The sequence below is a fragment of the Streptomyces sp. NBC_00019 genome (assembly GCF_045041015.1).
In the GTDB taxonomy this organism is placed as follows: domain Bacteria; phylum Actinomycetota; class Actinomycetes; order Streptomycetales; family Streptomycetaceae; genus Streptomyces.
In genome coordinates, this window is record NZ_CP108302.1 from 2,536,057 (window position 1) to 2,559,248 (window position 23,192).

Here is a 23,192-nt window from a genome sequence, read left to right on the forward strand (position 1 = left end):
TCGTACGATGCCCAGCGTGACGCACGACGACGCTCCGCTGCTCGCGGACCTCATGCCGTGGTCCGTCGCACCGCCGCGGCTCGGCCGGGGGTGGCCGACGGGACCCCACCCGGCATCCCTGAAAGCCCGCTGGGACGCCCTGCTGAAAGCCGAGGGCCCGGATCGGGAGGCCCTGTTCGAGCCGACGCGCTCGCGCACCCTGCGTTCCGCGGTGGGGCAGCTGCCGGGGCAGACGGGCGGCACGGAGAAGCTCGCCCGCGCGGCCGGGCCCTGCGCCGAGCCGGTACGCGTCCTGCACGCCCCGTTCGACGAGCACTGGCTGATCCCCGACCACCGGCTGATCGACACGGCCCGGCCGGAGTTGTGGCGGGTGGCGGACGAGCACCAGGTCTTTGTCGCGGAGACGGCCGGCGGCCCCGGCCCGGTGCTGATCGCCACACCCCTGCTCCCGCTGCTCCGCCCCGGCCGCGTCCGCCCCCTGTACCGACGGCCGGACGGGGTGGAACCCAACCTGGCACCGGGCCTGCCGGAGTATCTGGGCGAGCGGCTCGGACGCTCCGTGACGCCGTCGGACGTCCTCGCCTGGACCCTGACGACCGTACGCCCGAACCTCGCCGTCCCCCTCACCGACGACCCCGGGCTCTGGGCCCGGGGCACCGAACTGGGCCACCGCCTGCTGTGGCTCATGCGCCGCGACGGCGACCGTCCCAAGCTCCCCGGCGGCCGCCGCCCCTACGTCCGCGCCCCGCTGCCGACCCGCCCCCTCGGCCTCCACTACGACCGCGACGAGGAGACCCTCCACCTCGACGAGGGCCGCATCTCCCCCGTGCCCCCGGAGGCCTGGGACTTCGAGGTCAACGGCGTACGCGTCCTGGAGGAGTGGTTCACGGCGAGGACGGCGGAGCCGGAGCCGGGCACCCTGTCGGCCATCCGCCCGGCGACCTGGCCCCAGACCTGGACGTCGGAGCTGCTGGAACTGATCACGATCCTGGCACTCACCGCGGAAGTGACCCAGCAGCAGGCCGAGTTGACGGTGACGGCACGGATCACGGCGACGGACCTGCGCAAGGCGGGCGTGCTCCCGGTACCGGAGGCGGCACGCAGACCGGCGTCGGTGCTGGACCACCACGAGGAGGGCCCAGAAGGCCAGTTGGGCTTGATCTAGTTCTTCGGATCGAAGGAGTCCAGCAACCTGGTCAGCATCCGGTCGAACGTCCCCTCCGGATCATCCGGCGGAGCCATCCCCTGCGCGAACAACGCGGCCAGGTGCGGATACTCCCCCGTCCCGACCCGCCCCATCATGTACGCCCCCCGCACCGCCTGCTCCTGCTCCGCCGACCAGGGCACGGACCGCGACCGCTCGGCGATCGCCTGCTCGTTCGCGACGAACGTCATGACCGACCCGTTGACCATCCCGAACAGCTCCAGCTTCGTGCCCGGCGGCACGTCGAGCCCCTCCAGGCAGGCCAGGACCAGGTCGAGGACACGCAGGGCGTTCGGGCTGACGGCGTAGACGGTCGACATCACCCGCACCACCCAGGGATGGCGCCGCATGATGCCGAGCGCCTGCCGGGCGAAGTCGCGCATGTCCGCCCGCCAGTCACCGCTCGGCACACCGGACAACTCGTACTCGCCGCTGATCAGATCGACCATCAGCTCGTACAGGTCCTCCTTGCGCGGCACGTAGTTGTAGAGCGACATCGTGCCGCAGCCGATCTCGGCCGCCACCCGCCGCATCGACACCGCGTCCAGCCCGTCCGCGTCGGCGATACGGACCGCCGCCGCGGCGATGTCCGCACGGCTGTACGCCGGTTTCGGGCCTCGGCCCGTGCGCTCGGGGCGCGCCCAGATCACCTCGGGTTCGGCCGCTCGGCCCGCCATTGATCATCACCTCGCCACCATCTTAGTTACGTACAGCGTACGTAGTGAGGTACCGTGGCCGCATGACTTCTACGTACGCTGTACTTAGTGAGGGTCTGGAGCGCCGTTTCCGCGATGTCCACGCACTGCGCGGACTCGATCTCGCGGTCGAGGAGGGCACGGTCTGCGGGCTGCTCGGGCCGAACGGCGCGGGCAAGACGACCGCGGTGCGGGTGCTGACCACACTGCTGAGGCCGGACGCGGGGACGGCGCGGGTCGCCGGGTACGACGTGGTGCGCGAGGCCGCGCAGGTCCGCCGCCGGATCGCGGTCACGGGGCAGTACGCCTCGGTGGACGGCGACCTCACCGGCGCCGAGAACCTGCGCCTGTTCGCGCGACTGCTGCGCGCCCCGCGGACCCGCGCCGCCGAGCTGCTGGAGCGGTTCGGACTGACCGACGCCGCCGACCGGCCCGCGCGCACCTACTCGGGTGGCATGCGCCGCCGCCTCGACCTCGCCGCGAGCCTCATCACCCGGCCCACCGTGCTGTTCCTGGACGAGCCGACGACCGGGCTCGATCCGCACAGCAGGAACGAGATCTGGGACGCCGTACGGGAGTTGGTGGGCGAGGGGACCACCGTGCTGCTGACCACGCAGTACCTGGAGGAGGCCGACCGGCTGGCCGACCGCGTCGTACTGATCGACGAGGGGCGGGTCGCGCACCAGGGCGCTCCCGCCGAACTCAAGGCACAGACAGGGCGGTACGCCGAGGTGGTGGTCGCCGAGGACGGCGGCACCCCCGCGCTGCACGCGGCCGCCGTGGTCCTCGACCAGCTGACCGGTGCCCGTCCGGTGCTCGACGCCGAGCGGCGCACCGCGGGCGCGGTCGTCCTCGACCCCGGCCTCACCCTCCCCCGCATCGTCCGCGAACTCGACGCCGGCCGGGTGCCGGTCGTCGACGCGAGTCTGCGCCCGCCCACCCTCGACGAGGTGTTCCTGCGCCTCACCGCACGAGAGGAGGTCGCCGCATGAGCGCGGTGATCCACGACGGTACGGCGGTCCTGGGCCGCCATCTCCAGAAGGTCCGGCACGCTCCCGCGATCACGGTCATGACACAGACGATGCCGATCGTCTTCCTGCTGTTCTTCGGTTACGTCTTCGGCAGCGCCCTGGCCATGCCGGGCGAGGAGTACCGCGCGTTCCTGGTACCGGGGATGCTGGTGGCAACGGTCGCGAACGGGATCATGACCGGGATGTTCACCGCCGCCGCGGACTCCCATCGCGGGGTGATGGACCGCTTCCGCACGCTGCCGATGAGCCGCTCGGCGGTCCCCGCGGGCCAGGCGGTCGCCGATCTGCTGGTGACGGCGGTCGGGCTGGTTCCGCTGCTTCTCGTGGGGCTCGCGATGGGCTGGCGGGTCGAGGGCGGGTGGCTCGCGGGGGCAGGCGCGTTCGGCCTGCTGCTGCTCTTCCGGCTGGCCGCCACCTGGGTGGGCATCCTGCTGGGGCTCGCCTCACGCAGCGAGGAGGCGGCCGGGCAGCTGGGCGGCGCGACCTTCATGCTGCCGCTGCTGTCCAACGCGTACATCCCCGTCGACGGCATGCCGGGCTGGCTGCGCACACTCGCCGAGTGGAACCCGATCAGCGCGGTCACCACGGCCGTACGGGATCTCTTCGGCAACGCGCCGGTTCCGGAGGGGGCTGCCTGGCCGGTGGCACATCCGGTCGCCGGGTCGCTCGCGTGGTGTGCGGTGCTGATCGCCGTGTGCGCGCCGCTCGCCGTGCGTCGGTATGCACGAGGGGAGCGTTGAAACAGGGAAGCGCGGAACTACTGTTCGCCGGACGTGATTTCGGAGCGTGCGCGACCCAACTGACGGGCCCTGCCGGTGAATTCGAGCGGGGTGGGGTGGGTGGTGTACCCGCGCCCGGTGGACGTACCTGGCGCTGCCGCATGCCGTGGGGATGACGGACGACGGGTTGGCGGCAGGGCGCCGGGGCGGTAGGGCCGGCCGGGCGCGGGTCAAAAACGCCTGAGCGTGCGGGCTACCGCCCGCCGAACAGCGACCGGCGCAGTCGACGCAGCGGAGCGAAGAGCGAGACGCGACGGACGCGCGCACCCCTGTCGCTGCGGTTCTGCGCGGGTTCACGGGCGGTCAGCTCACGCATCAGCGAAGTCGCCTCGGCCGCCTCACGCTGCGGGACGACAGGACCGCCCAGCACCGAGAGATGGCGGTCGAGGCGCGAACTGGTCGCGCTGCTCCCGCAGGTGATCGCAGGGACCCTCGCCCTGCTGCGCACTGTTATCTGTTCCATGTCACTCCCCACCCGTACGAGTCCACCCGGCCCGGGCAGGGTAACCCTATCGCCCCCTGGGGGCACTCGTGTATCGCGGTCACAGGATTCACCTTCCCCGTAAGGGCGTTGACGACCCCTCCGTGGTTACTCTCCGAATCCAACCGATTTCAGGGCGAGTTGGACAACTGGCTGGGTAGTGGGCTGCACCGAGCCACCGTCGGGCTCGACGGTTACAGCCAGTGACGTGGCGGACTTGTCGAGACCGGACGTGACCAAGGGCGTGTCGGCATCGAAGAGCCCGAGGGAGCGCGGTTGCGCGCCGGGGCGCATGAGCCACAACTGGTTCACGCGGTCGGTCCGGATGTCGTCGTACCCGCTGAGGGTGACGACCGCTTTCCCCTCCGATGCGGACGCGACAACTCCGATACTGCGGCCCTGTGCGTCCTTGCCGGTGCTCGCCCGGGCGTCGGGAGCTGCGAGAACGTGGGCGATCTCACTCGCCCGAACCCGCTCGGCGTTCAGCTGGTCCTGGGTGTCATTCGCCTGTACGGCGAACAGGGAAGCGACCACGAGGGCCGCGGCGGCCGTGGCGGTGGCGAACGGCACGAAGAGGGGGCGGCGCTCCCGGGGCGCACGGGTGCGCGCGGGTGGTGCCTGTGTGCCCCAGACGTGCGGCGGCAGCTGTGGCTCGTGCGCACGCAGCGGTTGCGCGCGCACCGGTTCCTGCGCGGTGGTGCGTACGGCGGCCAGGACCCGGTCGCGCATCGCGGCCGGCGCCGGGGCGGCCGTCGACCAGGCGAGACGCACGGCGTCCTCGGTCAGGGCACGGACCTCGGCGGCGCAGACCGGACAGTTCTTCAAGTGCTTCTCGAAGCGGGTCCGCTCGGCGGGCTCCAGGGCGTCGAGCGCGTAGGGCGCCGCCAGGGAGTGCGGGTTGTCGCGGCGGAGCAGTTTGGCGAGGAGGCTCACGCCACACCTCCCAGGCACTCGCGCATCCGGGTGAGTCCGTCGCGCATACGGGTCTTGACGGTGCCCAGCGGCAGGGAGAGCCGCTCGGCCACTTCACGGTACGTGTAGCCGTCGTAGTAGGCGAGGGTCACGGACTGGCGCTGGAGCTCGGTGAGCCGTTCCAGACAGCGGCGCACCCACTCGCGTTCGAGTCCGGCCTCGACCTCCTCGGTGACGTGGTCGAAGGCGGGGCCGTTCCCGCGCCGGGCCACCCGCAGCTCGCGCTCGCCGGCCGCGCGGGCGCTGCGCACCCGGTCGACGGCCCGGCGGTGGGCGAGGGTGAGGACCCAGGACAGGGCGCTGCCCCGGCCGGGGTCGAACCGCGCGGCGGACCGCCAGAGTTCGAGCAGCACCTCCTGGGCCACCTCCTCCGACTGCGCGGGATCCCGCACCACCCGGCGCACCAGCCCGAAGACCGGCCCGGAGACCAGTCCGTACAGCTCCTCGAATGCCTTCTGGTCCCCGCCCGCAACGAGCACCAGCAGCTCGTCCGCCTCCAAGTCGCCTCCCCCTCCCGCAAAACCGCATCTGGGCCGTCCGGCCCCCCGAGGTATTCGCAACGAACACACCTCCGGATGGGGTTACGGATCAGCGGACAGAAAACGCGGGTCGCCGTTCGATGAAACATGATCCCGAATCCGCCGTAAGAACGTTTGGGATTCGACCAATCCGCCCTGCCGACCGCTCCGAATCAGCGTTCGTCAGGCAAGTTGGGACTGAGGACGGACGGCATGACACCTATCTCCAGGAGCGGTGCGGGGCGCAGGAGCGTCGCGACCCTCATATGCGCTTCGCTGGCCGCCGGCGGGCTCGCAGCCGCCGGTGTGGCCGCGCTGGAACCGGGGGCGGCCAACGCCTCCAGTCACCGGGAGGCCCCGCTCATCTCCGGGGACCCGCAGTACGACAACACGGACGTGTACGCCTTCGTCAGCCCGGACAAGCCGGACACGACGACGCTCATCGCGAACTGGATCCCCTTCGAGGAACCGGCCGGCGGACCGAACTTCTTCACGTTCGCCGAGGACGCCCAGTACGACATCCACATCGACAACAACGGTGACGCGCAGGGCGAGCTGCTCTTCCGCTACACCTTCAAGACGCATGTGAAGAACGACAAGACGTTCCTGTACAACACGGGTCCCGTCGAGAGCCTCGACGACCCCGACCTCAACATCACGCAGACCTACGACATCGAACTCATCAAGCTGAAGAACCAGCATGAGGTGTCGAAGACCAAGGTCGCCGACGACGTGCCCGTGGCACCGTCGAACGTCGGCAAGGCGTCGATGCCGGACTACAACAAGCTGCGCAAGGAGGCGATCCACGAGCTGCCGGGCGGCTCGACGACCTTCGCCGGCCAGGCCGACGACCCGTTCTTCCTGGACCTGCGCGTCTTCGACCTGCTGTACGGCGGAAACCTCTCCGAGGTCGGCCGTGACACCCTCAAGGGCTACAACGTCAACTCGGTCGCCCTCCAGGTGCCGACGGACATGATCACCGAGTCCAAGGACCAGCCGATCGTCGGCATCTGGTCGACGACCCAGCGCAAGAACGCGCAGGGGTACTACTCACAGGTCTCGCGCCTGGGCATGCCGCTGGTCAACGAGGTCGTCAACCCCATCAAGGACAAGGACAAGTTCAACGCGTCCGCGCCCTGGGACGACGGCCAGTTCCTGAAGAACGTCACCAACCCGGAGCTGCCGAAGCTCATCGAGGCGATCTACAAGATCGACGCGCCCGACGAGCCGCGCAACGACCTCGTCGACGTCTTCCTGAAGGGCGTCGAGGGCCTCAACCAGCCGCCGCACGTGCGGGCGGCGGAGGAGCTGCGGCTCAACACGTCCATCAAGCCGACCCACGATCCCAAGCGGCTCGGTGTGCTGGACGGCGACAACGCGGGCTTCCCGAACGGGCGTCGGCTCTCCGACGACGTGCTCGACGCCGCGCTGCAGGTCGTCGAGGGTGAACTCCTCGGTGCCAAGAACGACTTGGGCGACGCGGTCGACAAGAACGACAAGAAGTTCGGCAAGTCCTTCCCGTACCTGGCCAACCCGACCGCGGGGTCCCGCGGGGCGCTGGCCAAGGGCACGAGCGGTGGGAACGACGTCCGTAACCAGCTGGGCGACGCGCTCCAGCCGGCCGGCTCCTCGACCGGGATGGACGACACCACTCTGGTCGCCGCGTCCGCCGGTGCCGGTGCCGCCGGTATCGCTCTGATCGGTGCGGGTCTCATGTGGTGGCGTCGGATGCGGACCCGGCCGTACTAGGCCGTATCCGAGCCGCGGGCCGGTGGGGGTTGTTCGCGCAGTTCGCCGCGCCCCTGAAGGGGCGCTGCTCCCACCGTCCGCTGTGAACTGGCGCGGCCCGCTCGTACTCATCCCCCACGGCGCGGGCCGCGCCTGCACATCCAGCCAGAGCGATCCCTAGGAGAGGGCAATGGTCCCGGGTACGAACGACGGCGAGACGACAGCCACCGGAGGGCGGCTGCGTTCCGTACAACTCGGCGGTTCCGCCGTTCTGTTGGCCATTGCCCTCACCGCCGGTTCCATCGCCGTCGGTGCCCTGCGCGACGACGGCGGTACGACCGTCGCCGCCGCGCCGAGTGCCATGTCACCGGCGATGCTCTCCAGTGGGGACCTGGACGAGAGCATCTCCTCGCTGCAGGCCCATCTCCGTTCCCAGCCGAAGGACTTCGGCGGCTGGGCCACTCTCGGGCTCGCCTATGTCGAGCAGGCCCGCACCAAGGGCGACCCCTCCCGTTACCCGCAGGCCGACAAGGCCCTGAAGCGGTCGCTGGAGCTGAAGGCCGACAACGAGCAGGCCCTCGCCGGCCGTGCCGCCCTCGCGGCGGCCCGGCACGACTTCGAGGACGCCCTGAAGTACGCCGACCGGACGCTGAAGCAGAACCCCTACAACGAACGCGCCCTGTCCTCCCGTATCGACGCCCTCGTCGAGCTCGGCCGCTACGCCGACGCCGCGAAGGCCGCCGACACGGCGGACTCCCGGAAGCCGGGCATCCCGGTCTTCACGCGGTACGCGTACGTCCATGAGCTGCGCGGCGACGTGACCACGGCGAAGCGGGTGCTGAAGCAGGCCTTCGCGTCGGCCTCCACCCCCGGTGACGTGGCGTACGTCGCCGCACAGCTCGGCCAACTCGCCTGGAACCAGGGCGAGTACGAGGAAGCCCTCAACCACTACGCGCGGGCCCTGGCCGCCGACGAGGACTACCTCCCCGCCCTCGAGGGCCGCGCCCGTGCGCAGGCCGCGAGCGGCGACGAGAAGGAAGCGGTCCGCGGCCTCGAGAACGTCGTCGGCCACTACCCGCTGCCCGGCCCGCTCGTCGAGCTCGGCGAGCTGTACGCGGAGCGCGGCGACCAGGCCGCGGCCGACGACCAGTTCGCCCTGGTCGACGCCTGGACGGCGCTCGCCCGCGCCAACGGCGTCAACGCCGACCTGGACACCGCGCTCGCCGCCGCCGACCACGGCGACAAGAAGGCGGCGCTGCGCGCGGCCCGCGCCGAGTGGGACCGCCGGCACACCGTGCACACGGCGGACGCCCTGGCCTGGGCCCTGCACGTCAACGGCAAGGACGACGAGGCCCTGCCGTACGCCCGCCGGGCCACCGCGACCGGCTACCGCAACGCCTCGTTCCTCTACCACCGAGGCGTCGTCGAACGCGCCACTGGCCACGAGAAGGACGCCCGCACCCATCTCGAGGCGGCGCTGAAACTGAACCCCGGCTTCTCGACCCTGGGTGCCGGCGAGGCCCGCAAGGCGCTCAAGGACCTGGAGGCGGCCAAGTGAGGTCCCGTCGTCCGTTCGCCTCCGGTGCGGCCGTGCTCACGGCCGCATGCGCGCTCGTACTCCTCCCCTCCGGAGCCGCGAGCGCGCACCCCCTCGGCAACTTCACCGTCAACCGCTACGACGGTCTCGTCGCCGCCCCGGGGCAGCTGCGCGTCGACCACGTCGAGGACCTCGCCGAGATCCCGGCGACCCAGGCGAAGCCGGACATCGAGAAGCTGGGCATGACCGGCTGGGCCGCACAGCGGTGCGAGACGGCCGCACGGGACAGCGAGGTCACCGTCGACGGCCGTACGGCCGCCCTGACGGTCCAGGACAGCAAGGCCCGTGTGCGGCCCGGTCAGGCGGGGCTCGACACCCTGCGGGTGGAGTGCGAGCTGACGGCACCGCTCCCCGAGGACTCCACGGTCGCCCTCGGCTTCCGCAGCGCGGGCACGGACTCCGGGCCCGGCTGGCGGGAGATCACCGCGCGCGGCGACCGGATGACGCTCACGGCGTCGGACGTACCGACGAAGTCACTCTCCCGCGAACTGACCGAATACCCGCAGGAGCTGCTCTCCTCCCCCGCCGACACCACAACGGCGGACCTGCGCGTACGCCCCGGCGGCCCCGCCCTGTCCGAGGAGCGGACGGACGCCCCGGCGGCCTCCGTACTCCCCCGCGGCGCCGACCGCTGGACCCGGGCGCTGGACTCCCTGGTGGCCCGCCACGACCTCACCTTCGGCTTCGCCGCGCTGGCCCTGTTCATCGCCATAGCCCTGGGCGCGCTGCACGCGCTCGCCCCCGGCCACGGCAAGACCCTCATGGCGGCGGTGGCGACGGCCCGCGGCGGCAAGGCCCGCCTCAAGGACGTCATGCCCCTGGCCGCGTCGGTCACGGTGACCCACACGCTCGGCGTGGTCGCCCTGGGCCTGCTGGTCACGGCGGGTTCGGGGGCGGCGCCCTCGGTGATCACCTGGCTGGGCATCGCGAGCGGGGTGCTGGTGACGGGGGCCGGGCTGACCCTCGTACGACGGGCTTGGCACCACCGCAAGCACGCGCAGGACCACGGGCACACACACGGTCACTCCCATGAGCATGACCACGGGCACGGGCACGGGCACGACGACGACGGACACGGGCACGGGCACGACCACGCGCACGAACCCGCCCCGGTCCCCGCGCGCCAACTGGCCCTGGTCGCCGCGCACAGCCACCCCACCACCGACACCCACGGCCACACGCACGACGACCCGCACCACTCGCACGACCATGGCCACGACGACGACCACAGTCACAGTCACCCGCACCCCCATCCCCACACCCCTTCGCACACCGTCGAGCACACCCACGGCGGCTTCACCCACACCCACTCCACCGCCCCCACCCTCCGCGGCACGATCCTCCTCGGCTTCGCCGGTGGCCTGGTCCCCAGCCCCTCCGCGGTCGTCGTCCTCGTCGGTGCCATGGCGCTCGGCCAGGCCTGGTTCGGCTTCCTCCTGGTAGTCGCGTACGGCGTCGGTCTCGCGCTCACTCTCACCGCGGCGGGGTTCGCCGTCGTGAAGCTGGGTACCGGGATGAATCGGCTGCTGGACCGGCGTCCCCGCTGGACCACGCATCCGGTGACGGCGCTCGTCCGCAGGTCCGCACCCCTGATGTCGGCGCTCCTCGTCGTGACGCTCGGGGCCGGATTGGTGCTCAAGGGGGCGGCATCCGCACTTGGCTGAGCTACTTTTGGGGAGAAATGACGCGAAGTCACGCGGAATTGCGAATGGGGGACGCCCGTGTCCGAAGATCCGGGCAGTGAACGTCTGATCGCGGGCCGCTACCGCCTCCTGTCCCCGCTCGGCGAGGGCGGCATGGGAACCGTGTGGCGCGCCCGCGACGAGGTGCTGCACCGTGAGGTCGCGGTCAAGGAGGTACGCGCACCCTCGGGCCTCGCGGTCTCGGACGTCGAGCGGTTGTACGCCCGGCTGGAGCGCGAGGCGTGGGCCGCGGCCCGGGTCTCCAACCGCAATGTGGTGACGGTGTACGACGTGGCCACGCAGGACGGCCGCCCGTGGATCGTCATGGAGCTGGTCCGCGGTGTCTCGCTGGCCGACGTCCTGGACGCGGAGGGCCCGTTGCCCCCGCAGCGGGCCGCGCACATCGGCGCCGAGGTCCTCTCCGCGCTGCGGGCCGCGCACGAGGCGGGGGTGCTGCACCGGGACGTGAAGCCGGCCAACGTGCTGCTGTCGAACGACGGCCGCGTGGTGCTCACCGACTTCGGCATCGCGCAGGTGGAGGGCAGCTCGGCGCTCACGATGACCGGCGAGGTCATCGGCTCGCCCGAATTCCTCGCCCCGGAACGGGCGTTGGGCCGTACCCCCGGCCCCGAGTCCGACCTGTGGTCACTGGGCGTGCTGCTGTACGCGGCGGTCGAGGGCAACTCGCCGTTCCGCCAGAACACCCCGCTGAGCACCCTGCGCGCGATCGTCGACGAGGAGCTACCGACGCCGTACCGGGCCGGTCCGCTCACCCCTGTCATCGAGGGGCTGCTGCGCAAGGACCCGGCGGACCGGCTGCCGGCCGACCGTGCCGAGCAGGACCTGCGACTCATCGCGGCGGGGGGCACCACGCGCGCCGAACCCATCCCGCCCGGGCCGTACGCACCGACGATCGCCGGCTACCGGGAGGAGCCGCCGACATCGCCCTTCCCGACCGCGCCCACCTCCCCCACGCCGGCCGCTCCGACGACCAGGACGTCCTCCGGGCCTCCCGACCGCAACCGCCGTGCCGCGGTGGTCCTGATCGCGGGCCTCGCCGCTCTGGCGTTCGCGATCGCGGGACTGACGTACGCCTTGCTGAACGGCGACGGCAACGGGGACAAGCAGGGGAACAACGAAACGAGCCGGTCGATGGGTGAGAGCACGCCGACCGAGACGGACGAGGACAGCGAGGAGCCGCCGCCTCCTTCCACCCCGGACAGGACCACGACGAGCGCTCCGCCGCCGGTGACCGTCCAGGCCACGCTCGCGGGGGCGAACACGGAGTACGCGGGGACCTGTCCGCCGCCGAACGCCGAGGCGCCCGCCTTCACGGCGACGATCACGGTGAGCCGGGTGCCGGCGGAGGTGCGCTACCGCTGGGTGTCGTCGGACGGCGATGTCATGGACAACGGCTGGAAGACGCTGTCGTTCCCGGCGGGCGGCGGCACCTCCAAGCAGGACAAGGTGGTCGCGACGACGAACAACGACAGCGGGACGTTCGAGAGCGACATCAGTGTCGAGGTCCAGGACCCGCAGCACGTGACGTCCAACTCGGTGCCGTTCTCGGTGACGTGCGAGACGGAGACCCCGACGGGCGGGGCCTCCTCCCCTTCTCCTTCGCCTACCGAGTGACGGGTCAGGCCGCGCTGTTCAGTACGGGCAGATAGCCGCCGGACTGGCCGGCCGCGGTGGGGTGGTACGACTCGCCGATGTTGAGCCAGTTGAGGCTGTGCAGCCAGGAGCTGCCGGAGCAGAGCTCGTGGCCGGTGAAGGTGGAGCGGACGTCGCCCCAGGTGAAGCCGTGGTTCGCGGCGCGTTTCTGGATGGCGGTGTCGAGGTAGTCGGCGGCGTCGTTGATCGCCTTCCGCTTGGTCTCGGAGAGGCCGACGCAGGTGGTGCCGAGCTTGTAGAAGCGGGGGTAGCCGAGGACGACGACGTGGGCGTTCGGGGCGCGGGTGCTGATCGCCGAGTAGACGTTGTCCAGTTGGCCGGGCAGCGTCGAGTCGACGTAGGCCTTCGCGGTGTTGATGCGGGACAGGCAGGAGCTGTCGGACTGGAGCACACAGGTGGTCATGACGTCGGAGAAGCCGGCGTCGTTGCCGCCGATGCTGATGGAGACCAGGGCGGTGGCACTGTTCAGCGGGGCCAGCTGGTTCGCCAGAACATCACCCGTTCGAGCGCCCGAGCAGGCCGTGAAGGCGAACGACGAGGGTGAGTTGGCGGCGGCCCAGAGGTAGGGGTGCGCCTTCGTGCTGCGCTTGCAGTCGCCGCTGGAGGAGATGTAGCTGCCGGCGCCCACTCCCGAGGAATAGGAGTCGCCGAGGGCTACGTACGGGCCGCTGGCTGCCTGCGCGGGGGTTGCCCCCGCGAGTGCGGCGCCGACGGCGAGGAGGAGCGTGGTGACGTAAGCGGCAAATCGGGAACGTCTCATGGAACCTCCCTTTAGCAGGATCTCTGCCTCAACCGTCGTAGCAACTACGCGTGTTGACGGGAAGTGTCCATGCCAAGACTTTTCCGTCCTTACTCAACGCACCCGCATATGTTCATGGCGTGTTTGATTACGCGTGCATGACAGATTTGTTGACAGGTACTCAACTCCCTTGATCTACCCCCGTAGATCACCCAGTCTTTACTCCAGCCCGGGACGGGAACGCGACGTTCCGGGTCGTGTGCGCGATCACGCGCGCACCCCCCACGGACGCGCGCCCCACACGAAACGCGCGTCGCCTAAGAGGAGGACTCCCTCGCATGGCACAACTGCGTAAGTTCCGGTTCGCCGCGATAACCAGCCTGGCGACCGCCGCCCTCGTGGGCGGGCTCACCACCCTCCCCGCCGAGGCCGCTCCGGCCGAGGGCAAGGTCCTTGCCGCCGACTCCCCCACGGCGATCAAGGACAGCTACATCGTCACCCTGAAGAAGGGCTCCACCGGCTTCAAGTCGACCTCGGCCGCCGGAAAGAACCTCGTCAAGGAGTACGGCGGCGCGGTCAAGAAGACCTTCGGCACCGCCCTGAACGGCTACTCCGCCACCCTCTCCGCAGCCGAGGCGAAGAGACTCGCGGCGGACCCGGCCGTCGCCTCCGTCGAGCAGAACCAGCGCGTCCACGTGGACGCCACCCAGCCCAGCGCCCCCTGGGGCCTCGACCGCATCGACCAGGCCGCGCTTCCGCTTTCGGGGACCTACACCTACCCGGACACCGCGGGCGCCGGCGTGACGGCGTACGTCATCGACACCGGTGTGCGCATCACCCACGCGCAGATCAGCGGCCGTGCCTCGTACGGCTACGACGCGGTCGACGGCGACACCACCGCCTCCGACGGCAACGGTCACGGCACCCATGTGGCCACCACGATCGCGGGTTCCACCTACGGTGTCGCCAAGCAGGCGAAGATCGTGGCGGTCCGGGTGCTCGACAACGCCGGCTCCGGCACCACGGCGGGCGTCGTCGCGGGCATCGACTGGGTGACCGCCAACCACTCCGGTCCCTCGGTCGCCAACATGTCGCTCGGCGGCGGCGCCTCGACCGCCCTGGACACGGCTGTGCGCAACTCCATCGCCAGCGGCGTGACCTACGCCGTGGCGGCCGGCAACAGCAGCGCCAACGCCTCCTCGTACTCCCCGGCCCGGGTCACCGAGGCCATCACCGTCGGCGCCACCACCAGCACCGACGCCCGGGCCAGCTACTCGAACTACGGCTCGGTCCTGGACATCTTCGCGCCGGGCTCCTCGATCACTGCGGGCTGGTACACCAGCGACACCGCGACGAACACCATCTCCGGCACCTCGATGGCCACCCCGCACGTCGCGGGCGCGGCCGCCGTCTACCTGGCGGGCCACACCTCGTCCACCCCGGCCCAGGTCGCCACGGCCCTCACCGGCGGTGCCACCACCAATGCGGTCACCAGCCCGGGCACCGGTTCGCCGAACCGGCTCCTGAAGCTCGTCCCGTAACGCTCCCGGAGCACACCGCCTGAACGGCCGTTCCCCGGAGGCGACTTCCGCCTCCGGGGAACACTTGTCTCATTGTCCGTACCAACCGTGATACGCGGCCCTTTTCGGTCTTGACGGCCCCGGCGCCCCTGCGCGACATTGAAGCCTCGCATCCGGCGCTTCGGGGGGCAAAGTCGCCAATGCAGACGATACGTGTCAAAGGATCTTCAACGGACATCGAGCACGCGCGAACAGGAGCGGAGAGAGACCTCTCGCCGCTGCTCGCGGGCGCCGCGACGGCTGTCGGCGGGTTCGGCGCGATCCTCGCGCTCGTCGGCTCGGACTCACCGCTGCGCGGCCCGTTCACGCTGTTCTTCCTGCTGATGGCACCGGCCGTGGCGATCGCCGCCGCACTGCGCGGCCTCGAACCGCTCGGCCGGGTGCTCACCGCGCTCGCGGGCTCGGTCGTCGTCAACATGCTGGTGGCACAGGGCATGCTCGCCACGCACCGCTGGTCGTGGCGCGGCGGGATCGTGGCCGTGACCGCGATCAGCTCAATTCTTCTCCTGCTGGTCTGGGTGCGGCGGCGAGGCGGCCGTACGCCGACGGGACGGACTCCCTGACGTGGACATCAGTGTGTACCGCCCCGGCGAGGTCAGCGCCGCCGACCGGGCGGCGTGGACGTCGTTGCAGTCCAAGGCTCATCTGCAGGGATCCCCGGAGCTGGCGAACCCGTTCCTGTCCCCCGAGTTCGCGCTCGCGGTGGGCCGGTACCGGCGGGGTGTGCGGATCGCGGTGGTACGCGAGGGCGGGGAGCCCGCCGCGTTCTTCCCGTACCAGAGAAGCGTCACCGGAGTGGGCCGGGCCGTCGGACTCGGCGTCTCGGACGCCCAGGGTCTGGTGCACCGGCCCGGCTTCGCGTGGGACGCGCAGGAGCTGCTGCGCGCCTGCGGGCTCGCCGTATGGGAGTTCGACCACCTGGTGGAGGGCCAGGAGGCGTTCGCGGTCGGGGCCACCGGCAGCTTCCCGTCGCCGGTCATGGATGTCGACCAGGGCTACGAGGCCTATCTGGCCCATCTGCGCTCCCACGCGCCGAAGTTCACCAGGACCACGCTCGCCAAGGAGCGCAGGCTCGGCCGGGACGCCGGCGAGATGCGCTACGTGCACGACGAGCGCGATCCGGCGGCCCTGCGCACCCTGATGGGCTGGAAGTCCGCGCAGTACCGCAGGACCGGGCGCAGCGACCGCTTCGCGCACGAGTGGATCACCCATCTCGTGGAGCGGCTGTTCCACACCCGTTCCGATCCGTTCGCGGGGATCCTGTCGGTGCTGTACGCGGGCGGCAAGCCGATCGCGGCGCACTTCGGGCTGCGTACCGAACGGGTGCTGGCCTGCTGGTTCCCGGCGTACGACCCGGCGTTCTCGAAGTACTCGCCGGGCCTGGTCCTGCATCTGCGGATGGCGGAGGCGGCCGCCGCGGACGGCATCGCGTATCTGGATCTGGGGCGGGGACAGAAGGAGTACAAGGACTCCCTGAAGACACGGGAGATCACCGTGTCGGAGGGGTGGGTGACCCGGCGTCACCCGGTCGCACTCGGGCACAGGGCGCGCCGCGCCCCGGTCCGGGCGCTGCGCAACACCGTCCAGTCACGGCCGGAGCTCTTCGAGCCGGCGGACCGGATCCTCAAGAGGATGGGAAGGATCCGCTCGCGGAGCCAATAGGTTCCGTAACGGTCAAACCATCAAAAACGTGAGACCTGGTTTCAGGTCTTGCCATACGGGTTCAATCGTCAATACCGTCGTACATCTCACCCGCATCGGAAAGTCACCCAGCGGTACTAGGGGAGGGCTCAAGGACCGCGACGGACCGGGGCGGGGCGCGGTAGGGGGGTGCCGTGCTCGGTGACAGCACTTGTGACCGAGTCGTGCCGCGCGACCGGCGGCCGTTTCGGTTGTCGGCCGGCTTTGCCAGCTCACCCGGGCGTGCTCGGAGATCCCTTTCGGCATGCCGTAGGTGAAACAAACCCCCCTTTCGAACCGGACAACAGCCGGGCCGCCCAGGGGCGGGCGGTCCAGCCGGACGAGAGGGAACCAGACTCATGAGCTCTGTTCTGCGCTCGGCGACCACAGGCCAGGATCTGTCCACGGCCGCGAAGTACCGGCCTGTCTCCACTCACCTGGCCATCGCGCCACCGGTGAGTGTCGTGATTCCCGCCATGAATGAGGCGGAGAATCTTCCGTACGTCTTCAAGACCCTGCCCGACTGGATCCACGAAGTGGTCCTGGTGGACGGGAACTCCACCGACGACACCGTCGAAGTGGCCCGTGGGCTGTGGCCGGAGGTCAAAGTCGTCAAGCAGCGCGGCAAGGGCAAGGGCGACGCGCTGATCACCGGGTTCGAGGCGTGCACCGGCGACATCATCGTGATGGTCGACGCGGACGGCTCGGCCGACGGCCACGAGATCCTCAGCTATGTCTCCGCCCTGCTCTCGGGCGCGGACTTCGCGAAGGGGTCCCGCTTCGCCAACGGCGGCGGCACGGACGACATGACCTTCATCCGCAAGCTCGGCAACTGGGCGCTGTGCACGATCGTCAACCGCAAGTTCGGCGCCCGCTACACGGATCTCTGCTACGGATACAACGCGTTCTGGCGGCACTGCCTCGACAAGATCGACCTCGACTGCACGGGCTTCGAGATCGAGACCCTGATCAACATCCGGGTGGTCAAGGCGGGCCTGAAGGTCCAGGAGATACCCAGCCACGAGTACCTGCGCATCCATGGCACGAGCAATCTGCGTGCCGTGCGCGACGGGTTCCGGGTGCTCAAGGTGATCCTCGGCGAGCGCTCCAACCGGCGTGAGCTGCGCCGCCAGGCCCATCACTCCCCGATGCTCGACTCGGTCCGGGGAGAGGTGTCTTGAGCGATCCCGACATCTCCGTCGTGATCTGCGTCTACACCGAGGACCGCTGGGAGGACATCCTCGCGGCGGTCTCCTCGGTCGCGGCGCAGTCGTGTCCGGCCCGGGAGACGCTGCTGGTCGTCGACCACAACGCGGCGCTCCTGGACCGGCTGGCCAAGGAGTACAAGGAAGCCGACAAGGTGCGGGTGCTCGCCAACGCGGGCCCCCGCGGCCTGTCCGCGGGCCGCAACACCGGGATCGCCGCCTCGCGCGGCGAGGTCATCGCCTTCCTCGACGACGACGCCGTCGCCGAACGCGACTGGCTGCGCCACTTCGCCGCGGCGTACGCCGATCCGCGGGTGATGGCCGTGGGCGGTCGTACGGTGCCGATCTGGGCGTCGGGGCGCCGTCCTGCCTGGTTCCCCGAGGAGTTCGACTGGGTGGTGGGCTGCACGTACAAGGGTCTGCCGCCGGGCCTGGTCCGCGTCCGCAACGTACTCGGCGGCAACGCCTCGTTCCGCCGTACGGCGTTCGACGCGGCCGGCGGTTTCGCCACCGGTATCGGACGGGACGGCGACAAGCGGCCGCTGGGCTGCGAGGAGACCGAACTGTGCATCCGGCTCACCCGGGCCAGACCGGACGCGGTCCTGCTGATCGACGACCGGGCGGTGATCCACCACCGGGTGCCCGAGGCGCGTGAGCACTTCGGGTACTTCCGCACGCGTTCCTACGCCGAGGGACTGTCGAAGGCCCTGGTGGCGCGCAGTGTAGGCGCGGACAAGGGACTCGAGTCCGAACGCCGGTACACCACCCGGGTGCTGCCCGCCGGGGTGGTGCGCGGGCTGCGCGACGCAGCACTGGCCCGGCCGGGCGGCGCGGGCCGCGCGGGCGCGATCGTCGCGGGGGTGCTGACGGCCGCCGGTGGGTACGTGGTGGGCAGTGTCCGGGCCCGCAGGGGCGGCGCCACGTTCCAGGTGGCGCGGATCGAGGGGGACGCGCATGGGTGACGCACGTGTGCCGATTCTCATGTACCACGCGATCGCGGCCGACCCGAACGAGGCGACCCGCGAACTGTCCGTGTCGCCCGAGGCCTTCGCCCGGCAGATGGAGATCGTCGGCGACCTGGGGCACACCCCGATCACCACCGCGCAGCTGGCGGCGAGTTGGCGCTCGGGCAGTCCGCTGCCCGAGCGGCCCGTCCTGGTCACCTTCGACGACGGCTACGAGGGTGTGCACCGGCACGCCCTGCCCGTGCTCGCCAAGCACGGCTTCGCGGCCACGCTGTTCGTGTCCACGGGGTGGCTGCGCGGCCCGCACGACAACGGCCACGCCCTGGACACCATGCTGGACTGGCCACAGGTCCGCGAACTCGCCGCGGAGGGCGTCGAGATCGGCGGGCACAGCCACACCCACCCGCAGCTCGACCAGCTCGACGACGACGCGCTGCGCCGTGAGCTGATCCTCTGCAAGGAGATCGTGACGGACCAACTCGGCACCGTCCCGGCCTCGTTCGCCTACCCGTACGGCTACTCCAGCCGCCGGGTGCGCGAGAAGGTCCGCGAGACGGGGTACGCCCAGGCCCTCGCCGTCGGCAACGGGCTCGCCCGCCGCCACCAGGGGCCGTACGCGCTGCTGCGGGTCACCGTGCGCCGCGGCACGGACGCCGAGGAGTTCCGTCGGCTGATCGAAGGCCGGGCCATCGCCCGCAACTTCGCCCGGGACCGCGCGTTCACCAAGGGGTACGCCATGGTCCGAAGAGCACGACAGGTCCGCCGGAAGGCCATCCGTTCCCGTGTCTGACACGACGACCACCCCTGAGGCCACCGAACCCGCGACAGAGGCGCCCGGGCAGCCGGGGCGCCGCCTCCGGCTGCCCGGGCTCGGCCGGTCGCCGGGCGGCAGCCAGCTGTTCCGCAACGCCTACGCCCTGATGCTGAACACGGGGATCTCCGCCGTGCTCGGCCTCGGCTTCTGGCTGGCCGCGGCCCGCTACTACTCCGAGTCCGCGGTCGGCCAGGGCTCCGCCGCGATCGCCGCGATGAAGCTCCTCGCGGGGCTGACCGCGGTGACCCTGACCGGCGCCCTGGCCCGCTTCATCCCGGTCGCGGGCCGGGCCACCGGACGGCTCATCTTCCGTACCTACGCGGGCAGTTCGGTGATCGTGGCGCTGGCCGCGGGCGCCTTCCTGCTCACGCTGGGCCTGTGGGGGCCGTCGTACGGATTCCTCAACGACCCCTCGCACGCCCTGTTCTTCGTGCTCGCGGTGGTCGCGTGGTCGGTGCTGACCCTGCAGGACGGGGTGCTGACCGGACTGCGCAGCGCGTTGTGGGTACCGGTCGGCAACACCGTGTTCTCCGCGGTGAAGCTGGTGCTGCTGGTCGCCTTCGCCACCGCGATCCCCACCATGGGTGTGTTCGTGTCGTGGGTCGCGGCCATCGCGGTGTCGGTGCTGCCGCTGGGCTGGCTGGTGTTCCGGCGGCTGGTGGCCCGGCATGTGAAGGCGACCGAGAACCACGGGCGACCGCCGTCGGTGAAGGAGATCGGGCGCTTCCTCGCGGGCGACTACACCGGCTCCCTGTTCTCGCTCGCCGTGGTCTACCTCGTCCCGGTGATCGTCGCCGCGCAGGTCAGCTCCGAGGACAACGCGTACTTCTACATCACCACCACGATCGGCGGCACGGTCAACCTGCTCGCCATCAACATGGGCGCCTCCCTCACGGTCGAGGGCTCCCACGACCCGGGGCGGCTCGCCTCCAACACCCGCGCGGCGCTCCGGCGCATGGCCCGGATCATGCTGCCGGTGTGCGCGGTCCTGTTCTTCGGCGCGCCCTGGATCCTCGGTGTCTTCGGCTCGGGCTACGCCGACGCGGCGACCCCGCTGCTGCGCTGGTTCGCGATCGGCGCGGTGCTGCGGGTCGTCATGGAGACGTACTTCGCGGTGCTGCGCGCCCAGAGCCGTACCGCCGGACTGGCGTGGCTCCAGGGCCTGTTGTGCGCCCTGGTGCTCGGACTGACCCTGATGCTGCTCCCCCGTATGGGGCTGACCGGCGCCGGCGTCGCGGAGATCTCCTCGCTCGCGGTCATCGTGGCGATCGCCGCGCCCAAGCTGTACAAGATCCTCAAGGCCTCGCCCGCGGGGACCGTCCCCGAGGACGCGGCGCCCGACGGGGACCTCGCCGACCTGGGGGCGCGCGAGGCCACCGTCCCGCTGGGCCTCCGCAGGCGCGGGCCCGCCTGGGCGCTCGACCAGGACACGCTCGGCCTCGGCATCCACGTCGACTTCGACCACCTGGAACGCCGCCCCGACGTCCGGCCGGGTCCGGGCACACCGCCCATGGGCACGCCCGTGGTGCGTCCCCGGCCGCATGCCGAGCCGCACCGGCCGACCTGGGCGAAGCTGCCCGAGGTGGGGCTGCCGGTGGAGGCGCGGGAACCGGGGTCCGAGGCGTCGCTGGGACCGGTCCAGACGTCGTCCGGGGTGTCTTCCGAGGCGTCGTCCGAGGTGGAGGTGGACGCGCCGTTCGAGACCGCCCGCCCGGTCGTACGGGAGGAGCCACCCGTACGGGAAGAGGTGCCGGTGTCCGAGGAGCCGCCGCTCCTGTCGTGGCGCGAGCGCCTTCAGCCCAGCCGGGTCGGAGTCGTGCTCGGCTGTCTGCTGACCGCCGCGCTGCTGCTGTACTGGGTGCCCGCGCTGCGCCTCGGCGAGACGGACCTCGACGAGATGGGCGGGCTCGGGCTGATCTCCGTGCTGCCGCTGCCCACGCTGGTCGGCGCCGCGCTGCTGGCCGTGGCCTTCGCCTCGCTGCTGTGGCTCGCCCGTGAGCACAAGGCACTGCTGCTGATCACCCTGCTGGCGACGGTCGTGTCGCTGCACGCGCTGCCCGCGGTGATCGAGACGGAACCCCGGTTCGCGACCGCCTGGCAGCATCTGGGCTTCCTCGACTACATCGACCGGACCGGCTCCGCCGTGCCCGACCTGGACGCGCGCTGGAGCTGGCCGGGCTTCTTCGCGGCGGCCGCGTTCGTCGCCGAGTCCTGCGGGGTCACGGACTTCACCGAGGTGATCCGCTGGTGGCCGCTGGCCATCCAACTCCTCTATCTGGCCCCGATGTTCCTGCTGATCCGCTCGATGCGGGCGAGCTGGCGGGCCAAGTGGACCGGCCTGTGGGTGTTCGTGCTCAGCGGCTGGGTCGGCCAGGACTACTTCTCGCCGCAGGGCTTCACGTATCTCCTCTATCTGATGTTCGCGGCGCTCCTGCTGGTCTACTTCCGCGCCCCGCGCGTGATCTGGACGAAGAAGCGGCCCGGCGAGGCGGAGGTCGAGCCGACGAACCGGCGCCAGCGGGCCGTGCTGCTGATGGTCGTCATAGGGCTGTTCGCGGCGAGCGTCCCGGCCCACCAGCTCACCCCGTTCGTGATGCTGGGCCTGCTGGCGGCCCTCGTGATGATCGGCAAGTCCGAACTGCGCGGTCTGCCCATCCTGTTCGCCGTCATGGTGGCCGTGTGGGTGGGCTTCATGGCCGAGCCGTACTGGTCCGGGCACTTCGACGAACTGTTCGGCGGCGTCGGCGGCGTCGGCGGCAATGTGCAGTCGTCGGTGGGCGGCCGGATCGAGGGCGGCAGTTCGACGCACAAGCTCGTCCTCTACACGCGCGTGCTGCTGGCCGGCGGTGTGATGGCGTTCGCCTGCTGGGGCTGGTGGCGCCGGCGCGACCACCACTACCGGGAGCGCTCGCTGCTCGTCCTGACCTTCGTGCCGTTCCTGGGCTTCGGCATGCAGTCCTACGGCGGTGAGATGGCGCTGCGGGTCTTCATGTTCGCCCTGCCCGGCGCCGCCCTGCTGATGGGGCTCGCCCTGTTCCCGCGCACCGGGATCACGGCGAAGGAACGCGACAAGGACCGGGTGAGCCTGGCCCCGCTGGCCGCCCTCATGGCGGGTCTGCTCCTCATGGGCGGCTTCCTGATCGCCCGTTGGGGCAACGAGCCGTTCGAGCGGATCCGGCCCGGCGAGGTCGCCGCCATGGACTACGTGTACGCCCACGACGATCCGACGGTACGGCTGCTGTGGCTGAGCAACGACACGGTCGACAACGTGACGCCGGCGATGCCGTGGGGTGCCCGGGACATGGAGAGGATCGAGTATGTGCCGACGCTGGCGCCGACCGACCCCGTGCTGGTGTCGAGCCTGGTCAAGGCGCTCAGTGACGCGGGGCCGAACTCGTATCTGATGATCAACCGCAGTCAGGTGACGTATCTGGAGCTGGACGTCGGCTACTCGAAGATGTGGGAGCCACGGCTGATCCGGAACCTGGACAAGCGGGCGGAGCTGAAGAAGGTCTTCGTCAACGCGGACGTGACCATGTACGCGCTGGCCAAGCAGCCCGCGGGCAAGGCGCCGAAGGCGGATCCGGGTCCGATCGGGCCGCAGGTGACGTGGACGCCCTGGTCGGTGGTCGGCGGCCTCGCGGCGCTGGCGCTGATCGTGCTGCTGACGGCACGCGAGGTGGTCCGGGTCGCGGTCCGGCCGAGCGTGCGGCAGCTGCGGTGGCTGCAGAGCAGCTTCTGGTTCTCGCTGCCGCTGCTGGCGGTGCTGCTGGCTTCGCTGGTGCAGCGGTTCGTGACGATGAAGTGAGGGCGGTTGCGGTGACGGTGGTCGAGTGGCTCAGTGGGTG

General features: G+C 70.8%; 19 protein-coding genes. 14 read left to right on the top strand and 5 right to left on the bottom strand.

Annotated features, from left to right (window positions below; translation table 11 throughout):
- Positions 1–7: 7 nt before the first annotated feature.
- A complete protein-coding gene (locus tag OHU89_RS12175) occupies positions 8–1,165 on the top strand; it encodes a type ISP restriction/modification enzyme (RefSeq protein ID WP_405642312.1) in 1,158 nt (385 codons plus the stop codon).
- Here OHU89_RS12175 and OHU89_RS12180 read toward each other — a convergent pair.
- Positions 1,162–1,881: a TetR/AcrR family transcriptional regulator gene (locus tag OHU89_RS12180; protein WP_405642314.1), complete on the bottom strand. Its 720-nt coding sequence runs from the start codon at positions 1,879–1,881 to the stop codon at positions 1,162–1,164. The two genes, OHU89_RS12175 and OHU89_RS12180, sit on opposite strands and share 4 nt — an antisense overlap.
- Positions 1,882–1,943: 62 nt before the next feature.
- Between OHU89_RS12180 and OHU89_RS12185 the strand changes: the two genes are divergently transcribed.
- Both OHU89_RS12185 and OHU89_RS12190 read left to right on the top strand, forming a co-directional pair.
- Positions 1,944–2,891, top strand: a complete 948-nt coding sequence (locus OHU89_RS12185; RefSeq protein WP_405642316.1) for an ATP-binding cassette domain-containing protein — start codon at positions 1,944–1,946, stop codon at positions 2,889–2,891.
- Positions 2,888–3,670, top strand: a complete 783-nt coding sequence (locus tag OHU89_RS12190) for an ABC transporter permease (RefSeq protein ID WP_405642318.1) — start codon at positions 2,888–2,890, stop codon at positions 3,668–3,670. Before OHU89_RS12185 ends, OHU89_RS12190 begins: the two co-directional genes overlap by 4 nt.
- A gap of 232 nt (positions 3,671–3,902) precedes the next feature.
- On the opposite strand, the gene OHU89_RS12195 is transcribed toward OHU89_RS12190, so the two are convergent.
- The 3 genes from OHU89_RS12195 to OHU89_RS12205 all read right to left on the bottom strand — a co-directional run bounded on the left by OHU89_RS12195 (position 3,903) and on the right by OHU89_RS12205 (position 5,662).
- Entirely contained in the window at positions 3,903–4,172 is a 270-nt protein-coding gene (locus tag OHU89_RS12195; protein ID WP_095046249.1) for a hypothetical protein, read from the bottom strand.
- A gap of 126 nt (positions 4,173–4,298) precedes the next feature.
- Complete coding sequence (locus OHU89_RS12200) at positions 4,299–5,123, bottom strand: anti-sigma factor domain-containing protein (RefSeq protein WP_405642321.1); 825 nt, start codon at positions 5,121–5,123, stop codon at positions 4,299–4,301.
- Positions 5,120–5,662 carry a sigma-70 family RNA polymerase sigma factor gene (locus tag OHU89_RS12205; RefSeq protein ID WP_266894506.1) on the bottom strand — a complete coding sequence of 181 codons (543 nt, stop codon included), beginning with the start codon at positions 5,660–5,662 and terminating at the stop codon, positions 5,120–5,122. Before OHU89_RS12205 ends, OHU89_RS12200 begins: the two co-directional genes overlap by 4 nt.
- Positions 5,663–5,893: 231 nt before the next feature.
- Here OHU89_RS12205 and OHU89_RS12210 point away from each other — a divergent pair, with 231 nt between their 5' ends.
- The 4 genes from OHU89_RS12210 to OHU89_RS12225 all read left to right on the top strand — a co-directional run bounded on the left by OHU89_RS12210 (position 5,894) and on the right by OHU89_RS12225 (position 12,322).
- Complete coding sequence (locus OHU89_RS12210) at positions 5,894–7,429, top strand: DUF4331 domain-containing protein (protein WP_405642323.1); 1,536 nt, start codon at positions 5,894–5,896, stop codon at positions 7,427–7,429.
- A 169-nt stretch (positions 7,430–7,598) separates the two neighbouring features.
- Entirely contained in the window at positions 7,599–8,966 is a 1,368-nt protein-coding gene (locus OHU89_RS12215) for a tetratricopeptide repeat protein (protein ID WP_405642325.1), read from the top strand.
- Entirely contained in the window at positions 8,963–10,669 is a 1,707-nt protein-coding gene (locus OHU89_RS12220) for a sulfite exporter TauE/SafE family protein (protein WP_405642327.1), read from the top strand. The genes OHU89_RS12215 and OHU89_RS12220 overlap by 4 nt, the downstream gene beginning before the upstream one ends.
- A gap of 57 nt (positions 10,670–10,726) precedes the next feature.
- Positions 10,727–12,322 (top strand): protein kinase domain-containing protein, encoded by a 1,596-nt coding sequence (locus OHU89_RS12225; protein WP_405642329.1) that lies wholly within the window; start codon positions 10,727–10,729, stop codon positions 12,320–12,322.
- Positions 12,323–12,326: 4 nt separating this feature from the next.
- Here the strand turns inward: OHU89_RS12225 and OHU89_RS12230 are convergent, their stop codons facing one another.
- Positions 12,327–13,121, bottom strand: a complete 795-nt coding sequence (locus OHU89_RS12230; RefSeq protein ID WP_405642331.1) for an SGNH/GDSL hydrolase family protein — start codon at positions 13,119–13,121, stop codon at positions 12,327–12,329.
- A gap of 317 nt (positions 13,122–13,438) precedes the next feature.
- On the opposite strand from OHU89_RS12230, the gene OHU89_RS12235 reads away from it, so the two are divergent.
- The 7 genes from OHU89_RS12235 (at position 13,439) to OHU89_RS12265 (ending at position 23,152) form a co-directional block, all read left to right on the top strand.
- Positions 13,439–14,641: a S8 family peptidase gene (locus OHU89_RS12235; protein WP_405642333.1), complete on the top strand. Its 1,203-nt coding sequence runs from the start codon at positions 13,439–13,441 to the stop codon at positions 14,639–14,641.
- A gap of 179 nt (positions 14,642–14,820) precedes the next feature.
- Positions 14,821–15,243 carry a hypothetical protein gene (locus tag OHU89_RS12240; protein ID WP_266894492.1) on the top strand — a complete coding sequence of 141 codons (423 nt, stop codon included), beginning with the start codon at positions 14,821–14,823 and terminating at the stop codon, positions 15,241–15,243.
- Position 15,244: 1 nt separating this feature from the next.
- On the top strand, positions 15,245–16,342 hold the full coding sequence (locus tag OHU89_RS12245) for a GNAT family N-acetyltransferase (RefSeq protein ID WP_405642335.1): 1,098 nt from the start codon (positions 15,245–15,247) through the stop codon (positions 16,340–16,342).
- Positions 16,343–16,719: 377 nt separating this feature from the next.
- Positions 16,720–17,541 (top strand): glycosyltransferase family 2 protein, encoded by an 822-nt coding sequence (locus OHU89_RS12250; protein ID WP_405642337.1) that lies wholly within the window; start codon positions 16,720–16,722, stop codon positions 17,539–17,541.
- A complete protein-coding gene (locus OHU89_RS12255; RefSeq protein ID WP_405642339.1) occupies positions 17,538–18,527 on the top strand; it encodes a glycosyltransferase in 990 nt (329 codons plus the stop codon). The genes OHU89_RS12250 and OHU89_RS12255 overlap by 4 nt, the downstream gene beginning before the upstream one ends.
- Positions 18,520–19,320, top strand: coding sequence for a polysaccharide deacetylase family protein (locus OHU89_RS12260; RefSeq protein WP_267016306.1), 801 nt, complete (start codon positions 18,520–18,522; stop codon positions 19,318–19,320). Before OHU89_RS12255 ends, OHU89_RS12260 begins: the two co-directional genes overlap by 8 nt.
- Positions 19,313–23,152, top strand: coding sequence for a lipopolysaccharide biosynthesis protein (locus tag OHU89_RS12265; protein WP_405642342.1), 3,840 nt, complete (start codon positions 19,313–19,315; stop codon positions 23,150–23,152). The genes OHU89_RS12260 and OHU89_RS12265 overlap by 8 nt, the downstream gene beginning before the upstream one ends.
- The last annotated feature ends 40 nt before the right edge of the window (positions 23,153–23,192 follow it).

Excerpts from the sequence above, each read along its gene's own strand:
- OHU89_RS12210 (WP_405642323.1), top strand. The coding sequence starts at position 5,894 with ATGACACCTATCTCCAGGAGCGGTGCGGGGCGCAGGAGCGTCGCGACC.
- OHU89_RS12215 (WP_405642325.1), top strand. The coding sequence starts at position 7,599 with ATGGTCCCGGGTACGAACGACGGCGAGACGACAGCCACCGGAGGGCGG.
- OHU89_RS12185 (WP_405642316.1), top strand. The coding sequence starts at position 1,944 with ATGACTTCTACGTACGCTGTACTTAGTGAGGGTCTGGAGCGCCGTTTC.
- OHU89_RS12235 (WP_405642333.1), top strand. The coding sequence starts at position 13,439 with ATGGCACAACTGCGTAAGTTCCGGTTCGCCGCGATAACCAGCCTGGCG.
- OHU89_RS12180 (WP_405642314.1), bottom strand. The coding sequence starts at position 1,881 with ATGGCGGGCCGAGCGGCCGAACCCGAGGTGATCTGGGCGCGCCCCGAG.
- OHU89_RS12195 (WP_095046249.1), bottom strand. The coding sequence starts at position 4,172 with ATGGAACAGATAACAGTGCGCAGCAGGGCGAGGGTCCCTGCGATCACC.
- OHU89_RS12250 (WP_405642337.1), top strand. The coding sequence starts at position 16,720 with ATGAGCTCTGTTCTGCGCTCGGCGACCACAGGCCAGGATCTGTCCACG.
- OHU89_RS12175 (WP_405642312.1), top strand. The coding sequence starts at position 8 with ATGCCCAGCGTGACGCACGACGACGCTCCGCTGCTCGCGGACCTCATG.
- OHU89_RS12240 (WP_266894492.1), top strand. The coding sequence starts at position 14,821 with ATGCAGACGATACGTGTCAAAGGATCTTCAACGGACATCGAGCACGCG.
- OHU89_RS12230 (WP_405642331.1), bottom strand. The coding sequence starts at position 13,121 with ATGAGACGTTCCCGATTTGCCGCTTACGTCACCACGCTCCTCCTCGCC.
- OHU89_RS12190 (WP_405642318.1), top strand. The coding sequence starts at position 2,888 with ATGAGCGCGGTGATCCACGACGGTACGGCGGTCCTGGGCCGCCATCTC.
- OHU89_RS12260 (WP_267016306.1), top strand. The coding sequence starts at position 18,520 with ATGGGTGACGCACGTGTGCCGATTCTCATGTACCACGCGATCGCGGCC.